This is a genomic window from Shewanella sp. KJ2020, from assembly GCF_024197625.1.
Taxonomy (GTDB): Bacteria; Pseudomonadota; Gammaproteobacteria; order Enterobacterales; family Shewanellaceae; genus Shewanella.
On the sequence record NZ_JAKUKD010000008.1, the window covers coordinates 22,900 to 44,724 of the forward strand.

The following is a 21,825-nucleotide window of genomic DNA, read 5'->3' on the forward strand; positions in this document are numbered from 1 at the left end:
TAAAAAGCTAAGTGGATCAGCTAGATTGATAAACTGGCTAATACAGCCAACCACAAGCGCCACCCTAGGGTGGCGCTTGTATTTTGATGCTGTTTACTTTTATTGCTTACTCGCCTACAAAATGGTGACTTAGCTAAAATACCAAACTAGGCCGACAGCGCACTGAATGGCTGGATTTGAGAGTGAGCTTGATTATGGATTTGAGTATGCGCATTGGTTTGCACTTGAGTTTGAAAATAAGCATTACTCTGCGTCAACACCATAGGATCTAAGCTTAAAAACTGCTTTCCAGCACTCAGCCCCTCATGATAATCATGGCGTAAATCCGCATCGGTACTGCCGAGCAATTTACTCTGCAAATTTTCAGCAGCAAAAATCTGCACTATCTCCACATCCCCAGGCGGATTAGCGATAAAGTCCAATTCATCCTGATAGGCTTGTTCGTGCTGCACTAAGTAATCTATGGTTTTCGGGCAAAAACCAGAAACACAAATCCACGATTTTAGCTTATGCACCCAAGCCGATTGCGCCTGAAAATCCTCGCTCACAGTACGGATCACCACAATTTTGCGGGCACCACGACGATAGGCCTCACGCACAGGTAAAGGCGCAGCTAAACCGCCGTCGAGGTAAAAATCACTATCGATATCTTCGCTTAATGCTGTGCCGTGATTAGAGGCGCTATGATTAGCCGCGCCGTTATTAGCAGCCTTGTCACTATTACAGGCATTGTCATTTAGCCAAGGCGTGAGTTTCACCCCTTGTTTATACAAAAATGGTAATGCGCTAGAGGCTTTAAGTAATTCGCGCCACTGGCTTTTACTGTTTGGACTTAAAAAATACCCCCTGCGATCATTGGCATTCGTCGTTGTGATCAGTAACTGCCGATGACCGAGTGAGGCCGTCGCCGCATTAAGATCTAATTTGAACATCCCTTGTCGTGTCTGCTCAAAATACCAATCTAAATCGACTACATTGCCGCCGACTAACCCGCGACCGAGTCGATAGAAGCGTTTATGGCGCGATAAACCGCGGATCAAGCGTTTGGCATAACCCTTTTGTCTGGCTAAAAAGCTGGTTAAATTTTGCGAACCTGCCGAAGTACCAATAAATAAATCAAAGGGATCGAATCCGCCATCAAGCCAAGCATCTAGCACGCCTGCGGTGAAAATGCCGCGCTGACCACCACCCTCTGCAATCAGGGCTACCTGTGGGCTAGCGTTAGATTGAGCGTATTTGGAGGCTAAGTGGCTGACGGCGTGCATAGGAAAACCTTATCGAATAATTCATATAAGGCGAGTCTAAACAAGCTGGATGAGAAAATATAACGGATAGAAACTATTATCTTAATAGGAAAACACTATTAAGATGATAAGCCTAACTGGACTAATCCGCGCTAAAGGCACGAATACTGGCAGAGCAACGGGGGATTATTCGCGCAAGATTGACCCATTTGTTCAAGCTTGTTCATCATCCTTAACGAACAAGCTCTTTTCACATCAATGCATTAGAACTTATGACTCAGTTCAAGGGTGATATTGCGCGGCTCACCGGGGAAATGGCCATTACGCTCGCTAAAACCACTGACGGCATACTCTTTGTCGAAGATATTTTTAAGATTTAAGCGGACTTGAGTTTGGTCCCACTGGGTCGTCCAGCTCATATCAAAAATCGTATGTGGCTTCACCGTTTGGCCATCGAGGCTGTACTGCTCGCCGACGTAATCCATGCCAAAGGCAATCGCCGAATCGAGTGCATTGATATCGTAACGGGTCCATATCCCTGCTTGATGACGCGGTGTATTGGCAAAATGTTTACTATCAAAGGTATTGGTTAGGCTATCGTTCGTGACTCCTTTAACCACTTCGGTCTCGTTATAGGCATAGTTTGCCGTGACGGTCAGGTTATCGGTTAAATCCCCCACCAGCGTCCATTCAACGCCTTGACTCTCTACTTCCCCCAAATTAAGCAAAGCGGGAATACCATCGTCATCGCCAGTATCTAAAGGGTTAGCTTGGGCAACATTTTGCTTTTCAATGCGATACACAGCTAGCGTGGTCATAAACTGACCATCAAGCCATTCGTTTTTCATTCCAAGTTCAATTTGATTACCGGTTTCTGGATCGAGTGCACCGTCACTTTGAATACCCTCTTGGTCCGATAATGACGCTGGATTAAAACTTTCTGAGTAATTCAAATAAAAGGACATTGAATCGATTGGGCGATAATTCAGCCCAGCCCTTGGCGTTATCGCATTATCACTAAAGGAGAAACCGGTCTTTTTATCGTAATCATCAAACTGGCTGAAACGCAGACCGGCAATCAATGACCACTGCTCATTAAAGTGCAAATGTTCCTGTACATAAATGCCATAACGGTTAGCACGGGTACCGTCGGTATCCATGTCTTTTAATTGATAAGTACTCGGATTAGTTTCTCCGTAATTCAGCTCAAAGATATTGAGATTACCCACACCTTCCTTGCTAGTCGCGAGCTTGTAGTGATACTCGGTTTCCACATAGTGGTAATCGCCGCCAAACAGGAATTCATGTTCAAAACCTAAGGCATCGAAAGCGTAGACAAAATCATTGGTTAAACTGATTTCATCATTAGCCCTTGATTGTACGCGGTATTCTCGCTTAATGGTGCCATCTGCACTATTGGCTTTACCATCACCATTCACATCGACCCAACCTCTCGATTCATGGTATTGCTGATCCGAATCATTATTCAGATAGCGGACCTGAGTCTTGACCGAGAAGTTATCGGTAAATTGATGATCGAGAATCGATTGCAGCACCAGTGCATTCATCTTCTGGAAGTCACTCTTCTCATTGGCATTATAGGAAGGAGCGACAAGGAAATTGCCCGCATCATCGACGGGAACGCCGCGCAGTCGATTGCCGCCTAAATCCTGCTTAATAATATCGAAGGTGGTGGTGAGCTTAGTATCATCGCTGATTTCGTAGAGTAACCCACCCGCCACTTCGGCATTTTGGCTATCGGCATTATTGCGAAAGCTATCTTCCTGCTGATAATAGGCGCCAAAGCGATAGGCGAGATTTTGAGTAAGACCGCCGGTTAAATCCAGCGAGCCACCTATCATATCCTCGCTACCCGTGCTTAATTTCAGCTCTTTACTCTCAACAAAGGTCGGTTTTTTAGTGACATAGTTGATCATGCCGCCGGGTTCTCCGCCGCCATAGAGTGCCGATGCAGGGCCTTTTAACACTTCAACCCGCTGCACGTTAAAGAGTTGCGGCACAGAAAATCCCGAATAGGGATCGCCCCTTACCCCATCATAAAAAACGTTGGCATCGTCGCGGAAACCGCGAAAGGTCACGCCGGAATAACTAAACTCACTCACGCCCGCGATAGAGCGGTATAAATCGGTAATATTGCGCGCGGCTTGGTCGACGATTAATTGCTCGGTCAGCACTTGCACCGACTGCGGCAATTCCATCACATTAATGGCCGTCTTAGTGCCAACCGTGGTTTCTTTATCGACGTACATTTGCATTGCGCGGCCATGGACAGCAATGCGTTCGGGCGTCACTAACTTAGCGTCAGGTTCAGAGGCATCATCAGCAGGAATAACATCAGACTGAACCGTATCCGAGCTAGGGTCGATGTCATTTTTTAATGGTTTTTCAGTGGCAAACACCCAAGAGTGTTGAGCTAAAGCGAGTGCGATTAATGAATAGGCGAAACGAGATTTCACAAAATACCCCGGCATATTGAGCAAACCAGCGGTTTACCCTTGTCATATTTAATTGGTCGTCATTATAAAGTTTGATGCAAAGATGACAATGATTCTCATTTAAATTTACATACACAGGATTTTGTTACAATTGTAAAGACAGGGTTAGCCTTAGCGGCTCCATTCTCACCACGGATAAATCTCTCCCTTATCTATATAAAGTCAGTGAAACTCTCAATAAAACAACCTATAAAGCCGCCAATAAAAAAGCCAGCATGCTAATGCTGGCTCTGAAGATGGTTTAACAAAGCTAAGTTAAAAAATACTTTCATCAAGCGATGTTAGCATCTCACTCGCCTGCTCGATTTGCTTACGCAGACTGCGACCTTGTACCGCCCAGTAAGCCATATAGAAATCGGCGGTTTTCAATTTAGCTTGGTAAAACGCGGTTTCTTCGGTGCCCTGCTCCAACGCCGCTAATGCCACCGCGGCACTTCTGGCCCACATCCACGCCAGTGCAGTCACGCCAAACAACTCCAGATAAGCCATAGAGGCTGCGCCGATAATGTCAGGATTGGTCGCAGCTTGTGCAGCTAAATAACCGCTAGCCTTTTGCAAATCACCCGCACAGTCCATTAAACCACTCACATAAGGTTGCATCGCCGCATTGGTGCTATGTGACTTAATAAACTCAGTCACTAAAACCGACCATTGCTGCATCGCCGCGCCGCGGTCGCTAAGCAACTTACGACCCACTAAATCCAATGCCTGAATGCCGTTAGTGCCTTCATAAATCAGTGCAATACGGCTATCACGCACAAATTGCTCCATACCCCACTCATGGATATAACCATGTCCGCCAAACACTTGCTGTGCATCGACACAGGCATTAAAGCCGCGGTTAGTGATAAAACCTTTTACTACGGGCGTAAACAGTGCCGCTAATTGAGATGCCGCTTTCGCTTTGGAAGGATCGGTATGGCGCTCGGCTTCATCAAGCCACAAAGCTTGTTGTCCAACTAAAGCCCTTGCGCCTTCATTAAAGGCTTTTTGCGACAGCAACATGCGGCGCACATCGCCGTGAACCAAAATCGGATCGGCGGCTTTTTCGGGGGCTTTGGCACCGCTTAAAGCGCGGCTCTGTAATCTGTCTTTGGCATAGGCCAGCGCATTTTGATAGGCAATCTCAGACACACCCAGCCCTTGTACGCCCACACCTAAACGCGCTTGGTTCATCATAGTAAACATGGCGCGCAGTCCTTGGTGCGGCTCGCCAACAAGCTCGCCCAATGCACCTTCAAACACCATTACGCAGGTAGAGTTACCGTGAATGCCCATCTTATGTTCAAGGCCGCTAGCGTATAAAGTGTTCGGCGCGCCTAGGCTGCCGTCGCTATTTACTAGCACTTTCGGCACAGCGAATAGAGATATTCCCTTCACGCCTTCAGGCGCATCCGGCAAACGAGCTAATACCAGGTGCACTATGTTGTCTGTAAGTTGATGATCGCCTGAGGAGATAAAAATCTTTTCACCGGTAATAGCAAAAACGCCGTCAGAGACTGGCACGGCTTTGGTGCGTAATAAGGCTAAGTCGGTGCCGGCGTGGGACTCGGTCAAATTCATTGTCCCAGTCCATTCACCGCTGACCAGTTTACTTAAATATTTTTGCTTGAGCGCATCACTGCCGTGGGCATGAATGGCGGCATAGGCGCCATGGGTTAAACCCGGATACATAGCAAAGGCCATGTTCGTTGCCGTTTGTATCTCAGTGGCAAAAATTCCCACCACTTCGGGTAAACCTTGGCCGCCAAATTCGGGATCGCAGGTAAGCGTCGGCCAACCATTATCAACAAACTGCCGATAGGCGTTATCAAAACCCTCAGGTGTAACCACCTTGCCATCGACCAACTTACAGCCCTGCAGATCGCCGACACTATTAAGCGGCAGCATGACTTCAGTGCTAAAGTCGGCCATACCCTGCAGGATCGCATCGACAAGGTCTGGGTCGATTTCATCGAATCCCTTAAGTGCATCTTGCTGATAAATATGTAACATTTCATTGAGGATAAATTGATAGTCGCGCAGCGGCGCTTGATAAACTGGCATAATCGCTTCCCTTTTCTTGTTAGACTGCAACTCAACTAAGTGATCTGACCACTTCGGTGCTCTGACCACTTTAGCTAAATCTGTTGAAAAAGGAAGCACTAGAACCTAAGGACAGTGACTTTTGTTTACACAATCAAACAGCGAAACCGTAAATTGATCGCAACAAAGCCTTATGTTATCGCGGAAAACTTTGTAAGCTAACTGCCTGTTTTTCTGATATGCAGCAGAGTTAAGGATATTGCGACTATGGGTTCTGTCACTACTAAAAAGCACGCTAACGAGCTCGATTATGTCGAGGTCAACACGGCCTTATGTCAGGCAAGAATTTTTTTGCAGGGCGCGCAAATAGACTATTTTCAGCCCCTAGGCAAACCACCTTTGCTATGGGTTTCATCGGCAGACGATTATCAACCCGGTAATGGGATCCGTGGCGGTGTACCCGTATGTTGGCCATGGTTTGGTATGAGTAGTGAAGCAAACTTCCCCCAACACGGTTTCGCCCGTACCCGCATTTGGGCACTGGAATCGGTCGAGATGCGTAATCAGTTAGTGGATTTACGTTTTAGCTTAAAAATCAGTGAACAAGATAAAATCTATTGGCCGCATAACACTGAGGTCAGCGTGTTATTCACCCTAGGTGATACCCTAAGCATTAGCCTTGTAAATACCAACCTAGGAGATGAAACCGTGACGCTGACCCAGGCGCTGCACACTTATTTCCCGATTGAGGATATCCATCAACTCAAAGCCAGCGGTTTTAGTGGCGCTAAATACATCGAATTTGCCGAGGGGCCTTATCCACAAACCACGGATGAAGTGCGCTTTGATCGCGAAACGGATCGTGTTTATACCGAACTCGGCCCTGTGCAATTATTGCATACGCCGCAGGGGATAATTGAAGTCAGCCGCGAGAACAGCCAATCCGCCGTATTATGGAATCCATGGATTGAAAAGTCACAACGCCTTGGCCGGTTTAATCCAGAAGATTATCTGGCCATGGTCTGCCTAGAAGCGGCCAATGTATTAGAAGATAAAGTCGTGCTTGCCCCCGGTGAAACCCACAGTTTAGTGACCCATATTCGCTGGAAAGACTAACGATTTTATATCCTATTTCTTAAAATCTAGAGCTTAAAATCTAGAGCTTAATATCTAGTTCTAAATCCTAGTCAAAATACGATACAAACAAAAATGCCCAGTCCTATTTGCCAACGCAATCGGGACTGGGCATTTTATCACTGCGAAATCTGAGTTTTTATAAGCTTATTTCGCCGATTTCTCTAGGCGCGCTAACAGGCTAGACGTATCCCAACGGTTACCGCCCATGCCCTGCACTTCTGAATAAAATTGATCGACTAACGCGGTTAATGGCAAGTGTGAACCATTGCGGCGAGCTTCTTCTAGGGCGATGCCTAAATCTTTACGCATCCAATCGACGGCAAAACCAAAATCATAGCTTTGGCCCCACATGGTTTTGTAGCGATTTTCCATTTGCCAGCTCTGCGCCGCGCCTTTACTGATCACTTCAATCACTTTCTCGCCATCGAGGCCCGCTTTACGGGCAAATTGTAATGCTTCCGCCAAACCTTGCACCACACCCGCGATACAGATTTGATTCACCATCTTAGTTAACTGCCCAGCACCAACCTCACCTAAACGCTCGGCGCAGCGGGCAAAGGCTTCAATCACGGGTTTAACCCGGGCAAACACAGCTTCATCGCCGCCAACCATCACAGTCAATACGCCATTTTCGGCGCCCGCTTGACCACCAGACACGGGCGCATCGAGAAAATCAATGCCCTTTTCGGCTAAGACTTTATGTAGCTCACGGGCGACATCGGCCGAAGCCGTGGTATGGTCAACCAACACAGTGCCCTTTTCCATCCCATGAATAACGCCATCACTGCCTAATACAACTTCACGCAGGTCGTTATCATTGCCCACGCAAGTAAACACAATATCTTGGCCTATTGCCGCCTCTTTGGGCGTTGGGCAGCAACGTCCGCCATAGGTGTCGACCCAAGTTTGCGCCTTGGCAAAAGTGCGATTATAAACAGTGACCTCATGGCCTTTGTTCAGTAAATGCCTCGCCATGGGATATCCCATTACGCCTAAACCAATAAATGCGACTTTTGCCATGAAGTGATCCTCAAATAGGTAAACAGGGTAAATCAATTAGAAATTGTTGAATCGGTCGTGTTTTGTCTGCCCAATATGTTATCGCTAAACCTCAATCACAAATACTAAAAAAGTGCCAATGAGTGTTTCAATCTATAGGTTCAATTGAGGATGTTAATTTAGGTCAATGGACAGTAAAAATAATGGCGCAGTTTAACATTCATCCCACATAGCGTCAGGTTGAAATCGGACCGAGAGGCAAACGCACTTTTCGGCAGAAACAACAAAGGCGCCATAAGCGCCTTTGTTGATTTAATTTATGGTGCTATTTCACCACATGGGCTTCCATTTCGGCGCCAATCTTTTTACGCATTTCCATCAAGCGCAGCGCAGAATCCCGCAAATGAATATCATGTTCAGTCTGTGGTATCCACTCAGGCACGGGTGTAGGCTGGCCGTTTTCATCCACCGCCACCATGATCACAATACAGTGGGTGGTGAGATGACGCTCGGAAACCTTAGGATCGCCCGCCCGTACATCGATACCGATATGCATAGAGGTCTTACCCGTATAAATCACCTTAGCGCTGACTTCGACTATGTTGCCCACTAAAATGGGTTGCACAAAACGAATACCGCCCGCATAGGCGGTAATACAATATTTACCGCTCCAACCTGCGGCACAGGCATAGGCCGCGAGATCGATCCACTTCATCACCGCGCCGCCATGGACCTTACCACCAAAATTGACATCCGCAGGCTCTGACAAAAATCTCAGGGTACTCTGTCTATCGATACCAGCCATATAACCTCAACTTATTTAGCCTCTGTGGCTAATGTTTTCGTGCAATAAGCTGAGTTTACGATAGAAATACCCCTTAGCGTAAAGATAATTATGATTAGCCTTGCCAAAGAATCCGGTTTAACCCATAAAAAATGCGCCCTACGGCGCATTTTTCATTGTCTTCTTACACTACCAATCCGTGTTTTACACTTTCTTGAACAGTAATGAGCCGTTAGTCCCACCAAAGCCGAAGGAGTTACACAAGGCGTAATCTAACTTCACATCACGGGCGGTATGGGCAACGAAGTCTAAGTCACAGCCTTCATCTGGATTATCCAAATTGATGGTCGGTGGCACGGCTTGGTCGCGCAGTGCAAGCAGAGTAAAAATCGCTTCAACCGCGCCTGCAGCACCCAATAAGTGGCCAGTCATTGACTTAGTAGAGCTGACGAGCAAGTTATAGGCGTGATCGCCAAATACCGACTTAACCGCTGCCGCTTCGGCCTTATCACCCGCAGGAGTCGAGGTACCATGGGCATTGATATAACCAATTTGCTCCAGTGATAATTTAGCGTCATGAATGGCATTAACCATAGCCGCGGCTGCGCCAGCACCATCGCTTGGTGGCGATGTCATATGGAAAGCATCACCGCTCATACCAAAACCGACTAACTCACCGTAAATGGTTGCACCGCGCGCTTTAGCACGCTCATACTCTTCCATCACGATCACGCCAGCACCATCACCAATCACAAAACCATCGCGATCTTTATCCCAAGGGCGGCTCGCCGCGGTGGGATCGTCATTACGGGTCGACAACGCCTTAGCGGCACCGAAACCACCCACACCCAATGGACAGGTCACATCTTCTGCACCACCGGCCACCATCACGTCCGCATCACCATAGGCAATGGTGCGCGCCGCAAAGCCAATATTGTGCACACCCGTAGTACAGGCAGTAGTAACGGCAAAGTTAGGGCCCGTCATACCGTACATAATCGATAAATGGCCGGCAATCATATTGATAATGGTGCTTGGCACAAAGAAGGGGGATATTTTGCGAGGACCGCCATTGATCAAAGCGCTGTGGTTCTGTTCAATCAACCACATACCACCCATGCCCGCACCTATAGCTGTGCCCACTCGGCTAGGGTTTTCTTTGCTCATATCCAAACCCGAATCTTGGATAGCTTGGATGCCAGCCGCCATACCGTATTGGATAAAAAGATCCATCTTGCGGGCGTCTTTTTTAGTTAAGTACTGCTCCACATCAAAATCTTTTACAGAACCACTAAAACGAGTGGTGAATTCGCTGGCATCAAATTTGGTTATCGGTGCAATACCACTCTTACCAGAAAGCAAAGCCGTCCAAGAAGTATCGACGGTATTACCCACGGGAGTTACTAATCCTAAACCGGTTACCACTACACGACGTTTAGACACGGCAGTCACCTTTTGAATGCTAAATAGATTAAGTTATGACAGATAAATGCATTTCTATCATGGAAATTGTTCGCCAATCTGCGGCGAGCATCTCATGGATAAAGGTTATACGGGATCCAGAGACGATTGAATGGCACTACTGCAGAGTTTAGCGGGGATAAAACAAAAACAGGCGGCATATTTGCCGCCTGTTCTCAAGAATTCAGAATTACTGATTCTTAGAAACGTAATCGATCGCTGCTTGAACAGTAGTGATCTTTTCAGCTTCTTCATCAGGGATCTCGGTATCGAACTCTTCTTCCAGAGCCATAACCAACTCAACAGTGTCCAGAGAATCTGCACCCAGATCGTCAACGAAAGATGCCGCTGGTTTAACGTCTTCTTCTTTAACGCCCAGTTGCTCTACAATGATTTTCTTTACACGTTCTTCGATGTTGCTCATTAGTTTTCTTTCCTATTCAAATTACGCACTTGCGTAAGATTGCGAGTAGTTTATTAGATTTGGCTGACAATGCAAGCTTAGTTTTCGTGGTCTAACCACGAAATTTAGCGACCAATTGATACAGATCACTACTCAGTTGCGACAGTATCCCTGCCATCCGCCCTTAAACCATGTACATTCCGCCATTCACATGCAAAGTTTCGCCTGTGATGTAAGCGGCAGAATCCGAGGCCAAAAAGAGCACTGCATTGGCGATTTCTTGCGCCTGCCCTAATCGTTCCATCGGAACCTGAGACATGATAGCTTTTTGCTGATCTTCGGTCAGCTCATCAGTCATATCGGTCTGGATAAATCCAGGAGCGATAGCATTAACCGTAATTTGACGAGATGCAACCTCTCTTGCAAGAGATTTTGTAAATCCAATCAAACCGGCTTTTGCTGCCGAGTAGTTAACCTGACCTGCATTACCCATAGTACCTACCACTGAACCGATATTGATGATACGGCCGAAGCGCTTTTTCATCATGGTACGCATTACAGGTTTTGATAGTCTGAATAATGATGTCAGGTTGGTATCTATGATATCTTGCCATTCATCATCTTTCATTCGCATCAGCAAATTATCACGGGTGATACCCGCGTTATTGACTAGAATATCAACATCACCCGCTTTTTCTTTGATCGAGGCGAATAAATCGGTGATTGATTGACTATCTGTGACATTAAGCACTAAACCAAAACCTTTGTCACCCAGATATTCTTGGATTGCTGCGGCGCCCTTCTCACTTGTGGCAGTTCCTATCACAACCGCACCCGCTTCGACTAATGTTTCGGCAATGGCGCGGCCAATACCACGGCTAGCACCCGTAACTAGGGCCACTTTACCGGTTAAATTCAAGCTAAAACGCATACAAACTCCTTACTCAGTTAATGCTGCAAATGAAGCAACATCATTAACCGCTTGGGCAGAAAGTGATTTATTAATTCGTTTTGTAAGTCCCGTCAATACTTTACCAGGACCACACTCCACCAGTTGCGTAATGCCTTTTTCGGCCATCAGTTCAACGGTTTCACTCCAACGGACTGGACAATATAACTGACGTACTAATGCATCTTTAATCTCATCGACTGACGTTGGAGAAGCCACATCGACATTATTAATCACAGTGATTTTAGGTGCATAAAACACCACATCGTTCAACGCAACCGCAAGTTTATCTGCGGCAGGCTTCATTAATGCGCAGTGGGATGGCACGCTGACAGGTAAAGCCACCGCCATTTTCGCACCAGCCGCTTTACACGCTGCGGCGGCGCGCTCAACTGCATCCTTTTGACCTGCGATCACGACTTGGCCAGGGCTGTTAAAGTTAACTGGGCTTACCACCTCACCTTGAGCCGATTCGGCGCAGGCGTTAGCGATACCCTCGTTATCTAAACCAATGATGGCATACATAGCACCCGTTCCAGCAGGAACCGCTTGTTGCATCAGTTGGCCGCGTAGCTCAACTAGTTTGATCGCGTCTTTAAAATCCATAACTCCGGCGCACACTAAAGCCGAATACTCACCTAAACTGTGCCCTGCAAGCATAGCTGGCATGGCTTTACCCGATACTACAAAAGCACGCCAAATGGCAACACTTGCAGCCAAAAGTGCTGGCTGGGTTTTATCGGTTTCATTTAAGGTTTCAACGGGACCTTCTTGCACTAATGCCCACAGATCATAACCTAGTACCTCACTCGCCTCGGCAAAGGTTTGCCCAACGATGGCGTGTGACTCGGCAAGTTCGGCTAACATACCTAAAGCTTGTGAACCTTGGCCAGGAAATACAAAAGCAATATTTTCCATATTCAAATTACCTATGGCGAACTTAATTTATTGAAAAAGATTTACATCTCTAAGATAAACATAAGCCTATGTCACTTAGATGAAAATTTTTAGAAACGCACTAACGCGCTGCCCCACGCAAACCCAGCACCGAAAGCTTCGAGCAATAATAATTGTCCACGCTGAATACGGCCATCACGCACGGCCTCATCGAGTGCAATAGGCACAGAAGCAGCGGAGGTATTGCCGTGTTTCGCGAGGGTTAACACTACTTTATCTAAACTCATATCGAGTTTTTTCGCTGTGGCGTTAATAATGCGAAAGTTAGCTTGATGTGGCACTAACCAGTCGATTTCTGACTTATCGATATTATTTATCCGCAGTGTTTCAGTCACGACATGGGATAACTGAGTCACCGCCACTTTAAAAACATCGTTCCCCTTCATGGTCATAAAGCCGACCGCTTCAGAGGTTTCGCCTTGACGCGGCGGAAAAGCACATTTCAATAAATCGCCCTGACGACCATCGGCATAAATGTGGGTTGAAATAATCCCGGGTTCGTCGGATGCACCGATAACGGCAGCGCCGGCACCATCACCAAACAGAATAATAGTCGTGCGGTCCTCTGGCTCACATAGGCGAGACAACACATCCGCACCAATCACTAGCACTTTTTTTGCAGCACCAGTTTTAACAAATTGATCGGCGACTGAAAGTGCATATACGAAGCCTGAGCATGCGGCCGCAATATCGAAGGCCGGAATAGTATGAACCCCAAGCATGGCTTGGATTTCACAGGCAGCGGCCGGAAAAGCATTTGCCGCACTGGTGGTGCCACAAATGATCATGTCTAAATCTGATGCATCAATGCCCGCCATCTCCAGCGCTTTTAATGCCGCTTGATAGCCCATAGTAGAAACGGTTTCATCGAAGGCCGCAATGCGACGTTCAGAGATACCCGTACGTTCAACAATCCATTGGTCAGTGGTTTCTACCATTTTTTCCAAATCTTGATTGCTACGCACCTGCACCGGTAGATAACTACCAGTTCCGAGAATTTTTGTATGCATAAGGAGGGATCAGTTATTTATATCTAAAAGAATCGACTCTAAACGATCTTTTATCATTTCAGGGAGTCGACGTTGAGCTTCAGTTACTGCCAAACTAATTGCTTGTAAATAGGCAGTTTCATCCGCATTTCCATGGCTTTTTACAACTATTCCGCGCAATCCTATCAGACTTGCTCCGTTATAGTGGTCGGGGTTCATCTGACTGAGGACCGCCTGAATACGAGGGGCGATGAGTTTTGCCAAAAAACGCACGAATAAACCTTGGGTTAGTCCCCGTTTTAACTGATGTACCAATAACTTGGCAATGCCTTCAGAGGTTTTAAGCGTGATATTACCCACAAAACCATCACAAACGATGACATCCACGTTACCGGAATAGATTTCATCGCCTTCGATAAAACCTGTGTAATTGATCTGATCGGTATTTTGCAGGATCTGCGCGGCTTGCTGAACTTGATCGTTACCCTTAATCTCCTCAGTACCGACATTGAGTAAAGCCACTTTTGGGCGAGATTTTTTATCCACCGCTTCACAGAGCACTGAACCCATTACGGCAAATTGGAATAAGGTTTCAGAATCACAGGAAATATTCGCACCTAAGTCCAGCAAATAGACGGGCTTTTGAGTGACAGAAGGTAAGCAACTGACAAGCGCAGGCCTATCCACTCCTGGCAAGGTTTTTAATAATACCTTTGCCATGGCCATCAGCGCGCCCGTATTGCCGGCACTGACACACGCGGCCGCACGCTCATCCCTCACTAATTCAATGGCTAAGCGCATGGAACTATTCTTGCGGGTACGTAAAGCATGCACGGGTCTATCCGTCATACTGACGACTTCATCTGTATGGATAACGTCTATACGGGAAAGTAGTAAAGGTTCAGCTTGGCGCAAATAGACATCAATTTCAGTCTTATCACCGACTAAAATGATTTTAAGAAAAGAGTGTAATTTTAGTGCCCGCAAGGCTGCAGGCACTGTGACGTGGGGGCCATGATCGCCACCCATCGCATCTAACGCAAGCGTCAGACTCGTCATTAGGAAACCAACAAATTACTTGTTGATTACCTTTTTACCGCGATAGAAGCCATCTGCAGTCACATTGTGACGCATATGGATTTCACCGCTGGTAGCGTCTACAGACAGCTGAGCAGTGCTCAGTGCGTCATGTGAACGGCGCATACCGCGCTTTGAACGAGATTTTTTGTTCTGTTGTACAGCCATTGGCCCTGTCTCCTAGATTACTTGCTCTTCAGTTTTTCTAACACTGCAAACGGATTTGGACGCTCCTCTTGAGCGGGTTCGATCTCGCCTACAACTATGTCTTTAGATCCCATATTACAATCAATTTCTTCATGCATAGGGATTATCGGCATAGCGACTATCAATTCATCTTCGATCAATTGATGCAGACGTACTTCGCCAATTTCATTGCACTCAATTGGGTCATACGCATCCGGGAGCTCATCGATTTCTGCCTTAGTCCGGCATGGACCGAAGCAAAACTCGACCGTAACCTCAGTGGTAAATAGCGTCATGCAGCGTTGACATATCAGAGTGAGCTCCGTCACAGCCTTCCCTTTCAGGTAGACTATCCCCTGTAAATCCACACCACATTCAAGCGACACTGCCACATCGGAACAGTCGCCGGCACATAACTCATTTAATCTTTTCAGCTGCACACCAGGAACTACGCCCTGATAAGTCATACGACTCGAGGCAGCACGAAATGGATCAATTGAAACCGGTATCTTTACTGTTTGCATAAGGCGCGCATATTATAGTTTGAAAACGCTAGAGTCAAAGAAAAATTTCTAACTTAAGTCCCAGTCTGCAACTTAAGCCCTTCTCCAGCCCCAACATTGAAATTAACGGAAGCGAAATTTTACCCAAGCAAGCGAAGGCATACAAGCGTAAGCCGCCTAAAATAGCGACATTCATCGAAAAGAAACGCCGAAATACAAAAGGCTTGCACTTTCTGGCCAAGATTCGCGACAATAACGACCTATTAAAGCTGTGGACATCGCCAATATGCCTCCCCATTTAGTGTTAGCGTCAACCTCTGTGTATCGACAAGCATTACTGCGAAAACTGGGTTTAGCCTTTGAATGCTGTAATCCCAATATTGATGAAACGCCAAAGGTGGACGAGTCTGCGCAGGCTCTAGTGCTGCGGCTCGCACAAGCCAAAGCCCTTGCTGGGGGAGAATCTTTCCCAGATAGCCTGATCATAGGCTCAGATCAGGTCGCCGTAATAGATGGCAGGATTATCGGTAAACCCCATCATTTTGATAATGCCGTTGCCCAGCTCACCCAAGCCTCTGGCAAGGCCATCACCTTTTATACGGGTCTTGCACTCTATAATGCCGCAACGGGTGCGATGACCGCTGAGGTTGAACCCTTCACTGTGCATTTCAGGCACCTTAGCCATGCACAGATTGTCGCCTATGTAGAAAAGGAAGAGCCCTACTACTGCGCGGGCAGTTTTAAGAGTGAAGGCCTGGGCATTGCATTATTTACAGAGCTTAAAGGTCGCGATCCCAATGCCTTAGTGGGCTTGCCACTGATATTACTGACGGAAATGCTGTTAGCCCAAGGGATAGATGTTCTCACTTACGGCGCTGGGACAGCTATTACAGCTTTAGCATGAAAGCGTTAGAGGTATCGCAGTAATTGCGCGGGTGAGTCAATCAAGGCAATAGGTTTTGCCCGTAGCAACTTTTCGGCACTGTGGGCGCCATAGGTCACACCAACGCTATCAATTCCGGCATTGGCCGCCATGGTCAAATCCAGCAAGGAATCGCCCACCATCAAAGCTCGGTTAGGGGCGATATTCAATTCTTTTAGTAAGCTTGAGATCATCTCAGGATGGGGTTTGCTGTGCACTTCATCGGCGCAGCGGGATGAAACAAAATATCGACCTAAGCCTGTTTGCTCAAAGACGCGCTCAAGCCCCGCGCGGGCCTTACCGGTTGCAACGGCTAATTGGTAGCCTTGCTTATACAAGTCATCAATTAAAATGGGCGTTTGTGCAAAGAGCGGCGTTGGCGTGGTGTCTAAATGCAAATACTGTGCTTTAAATTCGGCGCGCATCTGCTGATACTCATCATCTTCGCCTTGGCTAAATTCATTTTTAGAGTGCGAATGCTGAGAATATGTAGAAGAAACGCAGGAATTGAGTCCCTGTGGAAACAGGACTCGCAGCGCTTCTGTCATAGAAAGGCCGATGATATCGCGAATATCGCTTTCGGCTGGGATAGGTAAAGTGAACGCCCTCGCCATATTTTCAATACAAACGATGATTTTACCGATGGAATCCATCAGAGTGCCATCCCAATCGAAAATCACTAAATCATATTTTCTGGCATCAAACCGATTAGGTTGCACTCTCATAAAACATCATCGTCCGTAAAGCATAAAATGTATATTTAACCGTTTTAGACGCGTTTAAGTCGGCTCAAAACCAGTGACAAATTGTCATCTAAGGGCGCAGAAACCCGCATCACTTCGTCGTTTTCAGGATGAATAAACATCAATTCAGCCGCATGCAAGAATAAACGCTCAAGGCCGAGTGCACGCATGCTGTCATCAAATCCTTGCTCGCTGTATTTATCATCACAGGCAATAGGGTGACCTGCATATTGACAGTGCACCCGAATTTGGTGAGTTCGGCCCGTCACAGGACTGGCTTGAACTAAGGTACAGCCTTGATAGCGCTGCATAATCTTAAAGCGCGTTTCAGAAGGTTTACCTTCAGCATTCACACGCACAATGCGTTCACCGGATTTTAGCGTGATCTTCAGTAGAGGTTGTTTGACGACTTTATCCTGTGCAGACCACTCCCCTTTCACTAAGGCTAAGTAGTCCTTTTGCATCTTTTTATAGCGCAGTTGATCGTGCATATGCTTGAGTGCGCTACGCTTTTTGGCAACCAGTAACACCCCCGAAGTGTCTTTATCGAGGCGATGTACTAATTCTAAAAACTTTTGTTGTGGCCTTAAGGAACGCAGCGCTTCAATCACACCGTAATCGACACCACTGCCACCATGCACGGCAATGCCCGCAGGTTTGTTGAGCACAATTAAATGATTGTCTTCATGTAAGATACGATCTTCGAGCTGCGACACCTTACTCAAATTAGCCGAAGGTGCGGTACGATTATCCGGCTCCGCCACTCTGACGGGAGGGATACGCACTATGTCACCCATCTGCAACTTGTACTCAGGTTTGATGCGTTTTTTATTGACCCGTACTTCGCCCTTACGGACGATGCGGTAGATCATGCTCTTAGGCACGCCCTTAAGAGCCGTCATTAAAAAGTTGTCGATTCGCTGTTCGAAATGATCTTCATCGATAGTGATCAATTGAACCTGTTGCTGTGGGGTGGATACTGTATTCATGATGCGCCATCTGACTAAAACGGCCGCCATTGTACAACAACTGAGAAGAATTGTGCCTTTCCATTGCTGAATTTTTTGATTATTGCTATATTTCACCAGCGATTAGGGATAAGCCGTGAATAAAGTGTTCACAAGACCCCAATCCCAAGCGGAAAGTTTTACGGATAAAAAAACATTTTCTTGATAGCAACTCATTGATTTGCAAATCGTATATTGAGTAAAAATACCACAAATACGTTTTTACGATTAAATCGAGAAAATCACCTTGTTTTAACGAGGTTTTCCCGGAGCTTTTCTCCCCGATTTCGAACAATATTTTAACTTGTCGTCAGACAAACCGATTCGACTTGGGCATTACCGGAACGAAACTAAAGAATTTATGGGGTTGGTTGATGTTTTACAACGAATTCCTTGTTTTTGTAATCATTAAAAAATAAGCCATAAATAGGATGCGACACGCAGCGACTGCGTCTAACAGTAATGCGCACCTTGCCTAGCCACACCAGCCGTGAGGCTCAGTCGACCACTGCTAGGCCCGTAATGCAGCGAAACGCGATTGTTTGATGACCTCTATTTAAAGAAGAATGACGTCATCATGAAACGTATGTTAATCAATGCAACTCAATCAGAAGAGTTGCGTGTTGCCCTTGTTGATGGGCAACAACTGTATGATCTAGATATTGAAAGTCCAGGTCATGAGCAAAAAAAATCCAATATTTACAAAGGTAAAATTACCCGCGTAGAACCCTCTTTAGAAGCCGCTTTCGTCGACTACGGTGCCGATCGCCATGGTTTTTTGCCACTAAAAGAAATCGGCAGAGAATATTTCCCTAAGGGATATTCGTTCCAAGGTCGCCCAAATATCAAAGAAGTGGTCAGCGAAGGACAGGAAGTTATTGTCCAAATTGACAAGGAAGAACGCGGCAATAAAGGCGCTGCATTAACGACTTTTATCAGTCTAGCGGGTTCTTACTTAGTGTTAATGCCAAACAACCCACGTGCAGGCGGAATATCCCGTCGTATCGAAGGTGATGAGCGCACTGAGTTAAAAGAAGCGATGGCCGATTTAGAAGTGCCAGCAGGCATGGGGCTTATCGTGCGTACCGCCGGTGTAGGCAAAGAATCAGCCGAGCTTAAGTGGGACTTAAAAGTTCTGCAGCACCACTGGGCAGCAATCACTGAAGCGGCACAAACTAAGGGCGCGCCTTTCTTAATTCACCAAGAAAGTAACGTGATCGTACGCGCTATTCGTGACTATTTACGCCGTGATGTGGGCGAAATCCTCATCGATCATCCCCGTATTTTTGAAGAAGCTAAGCAACATATCGCCTTAGTTCGCCCTGATTTTGTTGAGCGTGTAAAACTGTACGAAGCCGAAGTACCGTTATTTACTCACTTCCAAATCGAATCACAAATCGAATCCGCCTTCCAACGTGAAGTGCGTCTGCCATCGGGCGGTTCGATTGTTATCGACCCAACAGAAGCCTTAACCTCAATCGATATCAACTCTGCCCGCGCCACTAAAGGCGGCGATATCGAAGAGACAGCACTTAATACTAACCTCGAAGCCGCCGATGAAATTGCCCGTCAGTTACGCCTACGTGACTTAGGTGGCTTAGTGGTGATCGACTTTATCGATATGACGCCAGTGCGCCATCAGCGTGAAGTGGAAAACCGTTTACGTGATGCCGTGCACCATGACCGCGCCCGCGTTCAATTAGGTCGTATTTCTCGTTTCGGCTTGATGGAAATGTCGCGTCAACGTCTACGTCCATCCTTAGAAGAATCCGCTGCACATATCTGCCCTCGCTGTCATGGCCAAGGTACGATTCGCAGTACCGAGTCTTTAGCACTGTCGATTTTACGTTTGATGGAAGAAGAAGCCATCAAAGAAAACACCTCTCAAATCGAAGCGATTGTGCCTGTGGATGTAGCGGCTTTCTTGTTAAACGAGAAACGCAAAGCCATTCGCATCACAGAGCAACGTCACGATGTTGAAGTGTATGTGATCCCCGATGCGCACATGATGACGCCAGATTACCGCGTGATCCGTCACCGCAGTGATGATGAAATCAGCGAATCTAGCTACAAACGTATTGAGCATCCTGAAGCCAAACTGTACGAACCGCGCAAGCTAGAACGTACCGCAGCACCAGAGCCAGCATTAAAAGGTTTTGCTGCACCACAAAAAGTGGAGCAAGCGCCATCACCAACGGTGAAAGTTGAAGCGCCACAATCAGGCTTCTTCAGCAAGCTTGTGAGTGCAATCAGTGCCATGTTTGCGCCAAGTGAGAAAATCGAACCCGTAAAAGTTGTTGAAACTAAAACAACTGATACCAGTGCGTCTAACGCAAATCGACGTAACCGTCGTAATGACACTCGCCGCCCACGCAATGCCCAAGATGCCGACAAAGCAAAAGAAGGCACTCGTGAGCCGCGTAGCCGCAATCCAAAAAAACCGACAGATGCAGCAGTCAGCACACAAGAACGTCCAGTACGCGAGAAAGATGAAGCGGCTAAACGTCCAGCTAAAGCCGAACCTAAGCCACGTGTACAAGCGCCAAAAGAGGTTGTTGCCGACATTGAAGCAGATGATGCCCCTAAGCAAGAAGTCGCCCGTGAACGTCGCCAACGTCGTAATATGCGCCGCAAAGTGCGTATTGACAATGGTAGCAACACGCCAGATAGCAGCCTTCAAGAAGAAGCCCTGTTAGCTGAAGTCGCGGCGGTTAATGCCGCGGTGGCAGCAGAAATCGCGCAGGAAGTGCCAACAGAAGCCAAAGCTCCCCGTGCACGTCGTCAGCCACGTAAAGAAACGGCCCAGGTGAAGGAAGTATCCGACATCGCCGCAGAACTTACCGAAACTCAAGCTAATGCAACTGAAACCGCTGCTGTGAATATCGATGACACAGTTAACACGCCCTTAGCCTCAACTGATGGTGCTGAAACTGGCAGTGCTGACCAAATCAAAGACGATGTTGCCGAGATGACTGTTGATTCACAAGCAACTGAAACAGATGCGGATAATATCGACGCAGAAGAAAGAGCCAAACGCGAATCCCGCGATGGACAGCGCCGTAGTCGTCGTAGTCCACGTCATCTACGCGCTGCTGGTCAACGTCGCCGCCGCGATGAAGATGAGCAAGGTACTTCCGCGCCAGCCCAATTCATTCCTAACGATGAATTAGGTGCTGATCAAGAGTACCCAAGCGAAGTGATAAGCGCCCCCGTGGCAGCATCGACTCCAGTAACAAATACCGAAGTCGTTGTAGCACAGGCACCGGTTGAACAAGCAGTAGAGATGGTTAATCTTGCCGCGCCAGTGGAAGCCGTAACAACCGCAGTAAATGAAACCGTTGCTGTTGTTGAAACCGAGGTTGCAATAGCACCAGAGGTTGCCGTGTCAAACATCAAAGCTCAGGTAACAGAACAAGCAGAAGCGACAGCTGTAACAAACCCGCAGCCAGAAGCAAAAGCAGTTACTCACGACGCGGTTATAGTTGAAGCAACGGCCCAAGCGGCTGAGGTCAACATAGAACCCGCAGTAGAGAACCTTGTTGTGGTAAAAGAAACCGCAAAAGACGCTGCTAAAGCTGTCGCATCGGCTCCGATGGCAAAACCTGCCGCAATCACTAAACCTCAGGCGAAAGTTCAAGTGGCTTCGACGACGGTTAATCCGCAAGTGACGGATACAGTGACAAGCAAGCCTAAAGCTGCCAGTCGCTTTGGAGCTATGGTATCGTCGGATATGACTAAGCCTGTGGTTGAAGTAAGAGCCCAAGTCGAAGTACCTAAGGGACGTGAATACGACTCGAATACAACCGACGAAGCCTCGGCACCTAAGGTAAAACTGGCTAACAGCGCAGAATCGGATATGGCGCGCCCATAAGCGTAAGCCTTTTCCACTCAAAAAAGCCATGCAACTGCATGGCTTTTTTATT

18 protein-coding genes are annotated in these 21,825 nt (G+C 47.1%); 3 read left to right on the plus strand and 15 right to left on the minus strand.

Going from position 1 to position 21,825, the window contains the following annotated elements; genetic code table 11:
- Positions 1 to 146 precede the first annotated feature (146 nt).
- The 3 genes from MJO46_RS04335 to MJO46_RS04345 form a co-directional block, all read right to left on the minus strand.
- Positions 147 to 1,265, minus strand: coding sequence for a patatin family protein (locus tag MJO46_RS04335; protein WP_253988265.1), 1,119 nt, complete (start codon positions 1,263 to 1,265; stop codon positions 147 to 149).
- 242 nt (positions 1,266 to 1,507) lie between these two features.
- Positions 1,508 to 3,721 carry a TonB-dependent receptor gene (locus MJO46_RS04340; protein ID WP_253988266.1) on the minus strand — a complete coding sequence of 738 codons (2,214 nt, stop codon included), beginning with the start codon at positions 3,719 to 3,721 and terminating at the stop codon, positions 1,508 to 1,510.
- Between the two features lie 294 nt (positions 3,722 to 4,015).
- Entirely contained in the window at positions 4,016 to 5,806 is a 1,791-nt protein-coding gene (locus MJO46_RS04345) for an acyl-CoA dehydrogenase C-terminal domain-containing protein (protein WP_253988267.1), read from the minus strand.
- Positions 5,807 to 6,052: 246 nt separating this feature from the next.
- On the opposite strand from MJO46_RS04345, the gene MJO46_RS04350 reads away from it, so the two are divergent.
- A complete protein-coding gene (locus MJO46_RS04350; RefSeq protein ID WP_253988268.1) occupies positions 6,053 to 6,901 on the plus strand; it encodes a D-hexose-6-phosphate mutarotase in 849 nt (282 codons plus the stop codon).
- A gap of 165 nt (positions 6,902 to 7,066) precedes the next feature.
- On the opposite strand, the gene MJO46_RS04355 is transcribed toward MJO46_RS04350, so the two are convergent.
- The 10 genes from MJO46_RS04355 to yceD all read right to left on the minus strand — a co-directional run bounded on the left by MJO46_RS04355 (position 7,067) and on the right by yceD (position 15,251).
- Positions 7,067 to 7,942: an NAD(P)-dependent oxidoreductase gene (locus tag MJO46_RS04355; RefSeq protein ID WP_253988269.1), complete on the minus strand. Its 876-nt coding sequence runs from the start codon at positions 7,940 to 7,942 to the stop codon at positions 7,067 to 7,069.
- 304 nt (positions 7,943 to 8,246) lie between these two features.
- On the minus strand, positions 8,247 to 8,726 hold the full coding sequence (locus MJO46_RS04360) for an acyl-CoA thioesterase (RefSeq protein ID WP_007647435.1): 480 nt from the start codon (positions 8,724 to 8,726) through the stop codon (positions 8,247 to 8,249).
- 183 nt (positions 8,727 to 8,909) lie between these two features.
- Positions 8,910 to 10,148 carry a beta-ketoacyl-ACP synthase II gene (gene fabF / locus MJO46_RS04365; protein WP_253988270.1) on the minus strand — a complete coding sequence of 413 codons (1,239 nt, stop codon included), beginning with the start codon at positions 10,146 to 10,148 and terminating at the stop codon, positions 8,910 to 8,912.
- Between the two features lie 208 nt (positions 10,149 to 10,356).
- Positions 10,357 to 10,590 (minus strand): acyl carrier protein, encoded by a 234-nt coding sequence (gene acpP / locus MJO46_RS04370; RefSeq protein WP_006081231.1) that lies wholly within the window; start codon positions 10,588 to 10,590, stop codon positions 10,357 to 10,359.
- A gap of 163 nt (positions 10,591 to 10,753) precedes the next feature.
- Complete coding sequence (fabG, locus tag MJO46_RS04375; protein WP_253988271.1) at positions 10,754 to 11,500, minus strand: 3-oxoacyl-ACP reductase FabG; 747 nt, start codon at positions 11,498 to 11,500, stop codon at positions 10,754 to 10,756.
- Positions 11,501 to 11,509: 9 nt separating this feature from the next.
- Positions 11,510 to 12,436 (minus strand): ACP S-malonyltransferase, encoded by a 927-nt coding sequence (gene fabD / locus MJO46_RS04380; RefSeq protein ID WP_253988272.1) that lies wholly within the window; start codon positions 12,434 to 12,436, stop codon positions 11,510 to 11,512.
- A gap of 89 nt (positions 12,437 to 12,525) precedes the next feature.
- Positions 12,526 to 13,485 carry a beta-ketoacyl-ACP synthase III gene (locus MJO46_RS04385; RefSeq protein WP_198783074.1) on the minus strand — a complete coding sequence of 320 codons (960 nt, stop codon included), beginning with the start codon at positions 13,483 to 13,485 and terminating at the stop codon, positions 12,526 to 12,528.
- Between the two features lie 9 nt (positions 13,486 to 13,494).
- A complete protein-coding gene (gene plsX, locus MJO46_RS04390; protein WP_253988273.1) occupies positions 13,495 to 14,523 on the minus strand; it encodes a phosphate acyltransferase PlsX in 1,029 nt (342 codons plus the stop codon).
- Positions 14,524 to 14,538: 15 nt separating this feature from the next.
- Entirely contained in the window at positions 14,539 to 14,709 is a 171-nt protein-coding gene (gene rpmF, locus MJO46_RS04395) for a 50S ribosomal protein L32 (RefSeq protein WP_006081226.1), read from the minus strand.
- 17 nt (positions 14,710 to 14,726) lie between these two features.
- Positions 14,727 to 15,251 (minus strand): 23S rRNA accumulation protein YceD, encoded by a 525-nt coding sequence (gene yceD / locus MJO46_RS04400; protein ID WP_198783072.1) that lies wholly within the window; start codon positions 15,249 to 15,251, stop codon positions 14,727 to 14,729.
- Positions 15,252 to 15,516: 265 nt separating this feature from the next.
- Between yceD and MJO46_RS04405 the strand changes: the two genes are divergently transcribed.
- The gene (locus MJO46_RS04405) at positions 15,517 to 16,134 is read left to right on the plus strand and encodes a nucleoside triphosphate pyrophosphatase (RefSeq protein WP_253988274.1); all 618 of its coding nucleotides are present in this window, start codon (positions 15,517 to 15,519) and stop codon (positions 16,132 to 16,134) included.
- A 5-nt stretch (positions 16,135 to 16,139) separates the two neighbouring features.
- Here the strand turns inward: MJO46_RS04405 and MJO46_RS04410 are convergent, their stop codons facing one another.
- On the minus strand, positions 16,140 to 16,877 hold the full coding sequence (locus MJO46_RS04410; protein WP_253988275.1) for an HAD-IA family hydrolase: 738 nt from the start codon (positions 16,875 to 16,877) through the stop codon (positions 16,140 to 16,142).
- A 44-nt stretch (positions 16,878 to 16,921) separates the two neighbouring features.
- The gene (gene rluC, locus MJO46_RS04415; RefSeq protein WP_253988276.1) at positions 16,922 to 17,884 is read right to left on the minus strand and encodes a 23S rRNA pseudouridine(955/2504/2580) synthase RluC; all 963 of its coding nucleotides are present in this window, start codon (positions 17,882 to 17,884) and stop codon (positions 16,922 to 16,924) included.
- A 595-nt stretch (positions 17,885 to 18,479) separates the two neighbouring features.
- Between rluC and rne the strand changes: the two genes are divergently transcribed.
- Positions 18,480 to 21,773, plus strand: coding sequence for a ribonuclease E (gene rne / locus MJO46_RS04420; protein ID WP_253988277.1), 3,294 nt, complete (start codon positions 18,480 to 18,482; stop codon positions 21,771 to 21,773).
- The last annotated feature ends 52 nt before the right edge of the window (positions 21,774 to 21,825 follow it).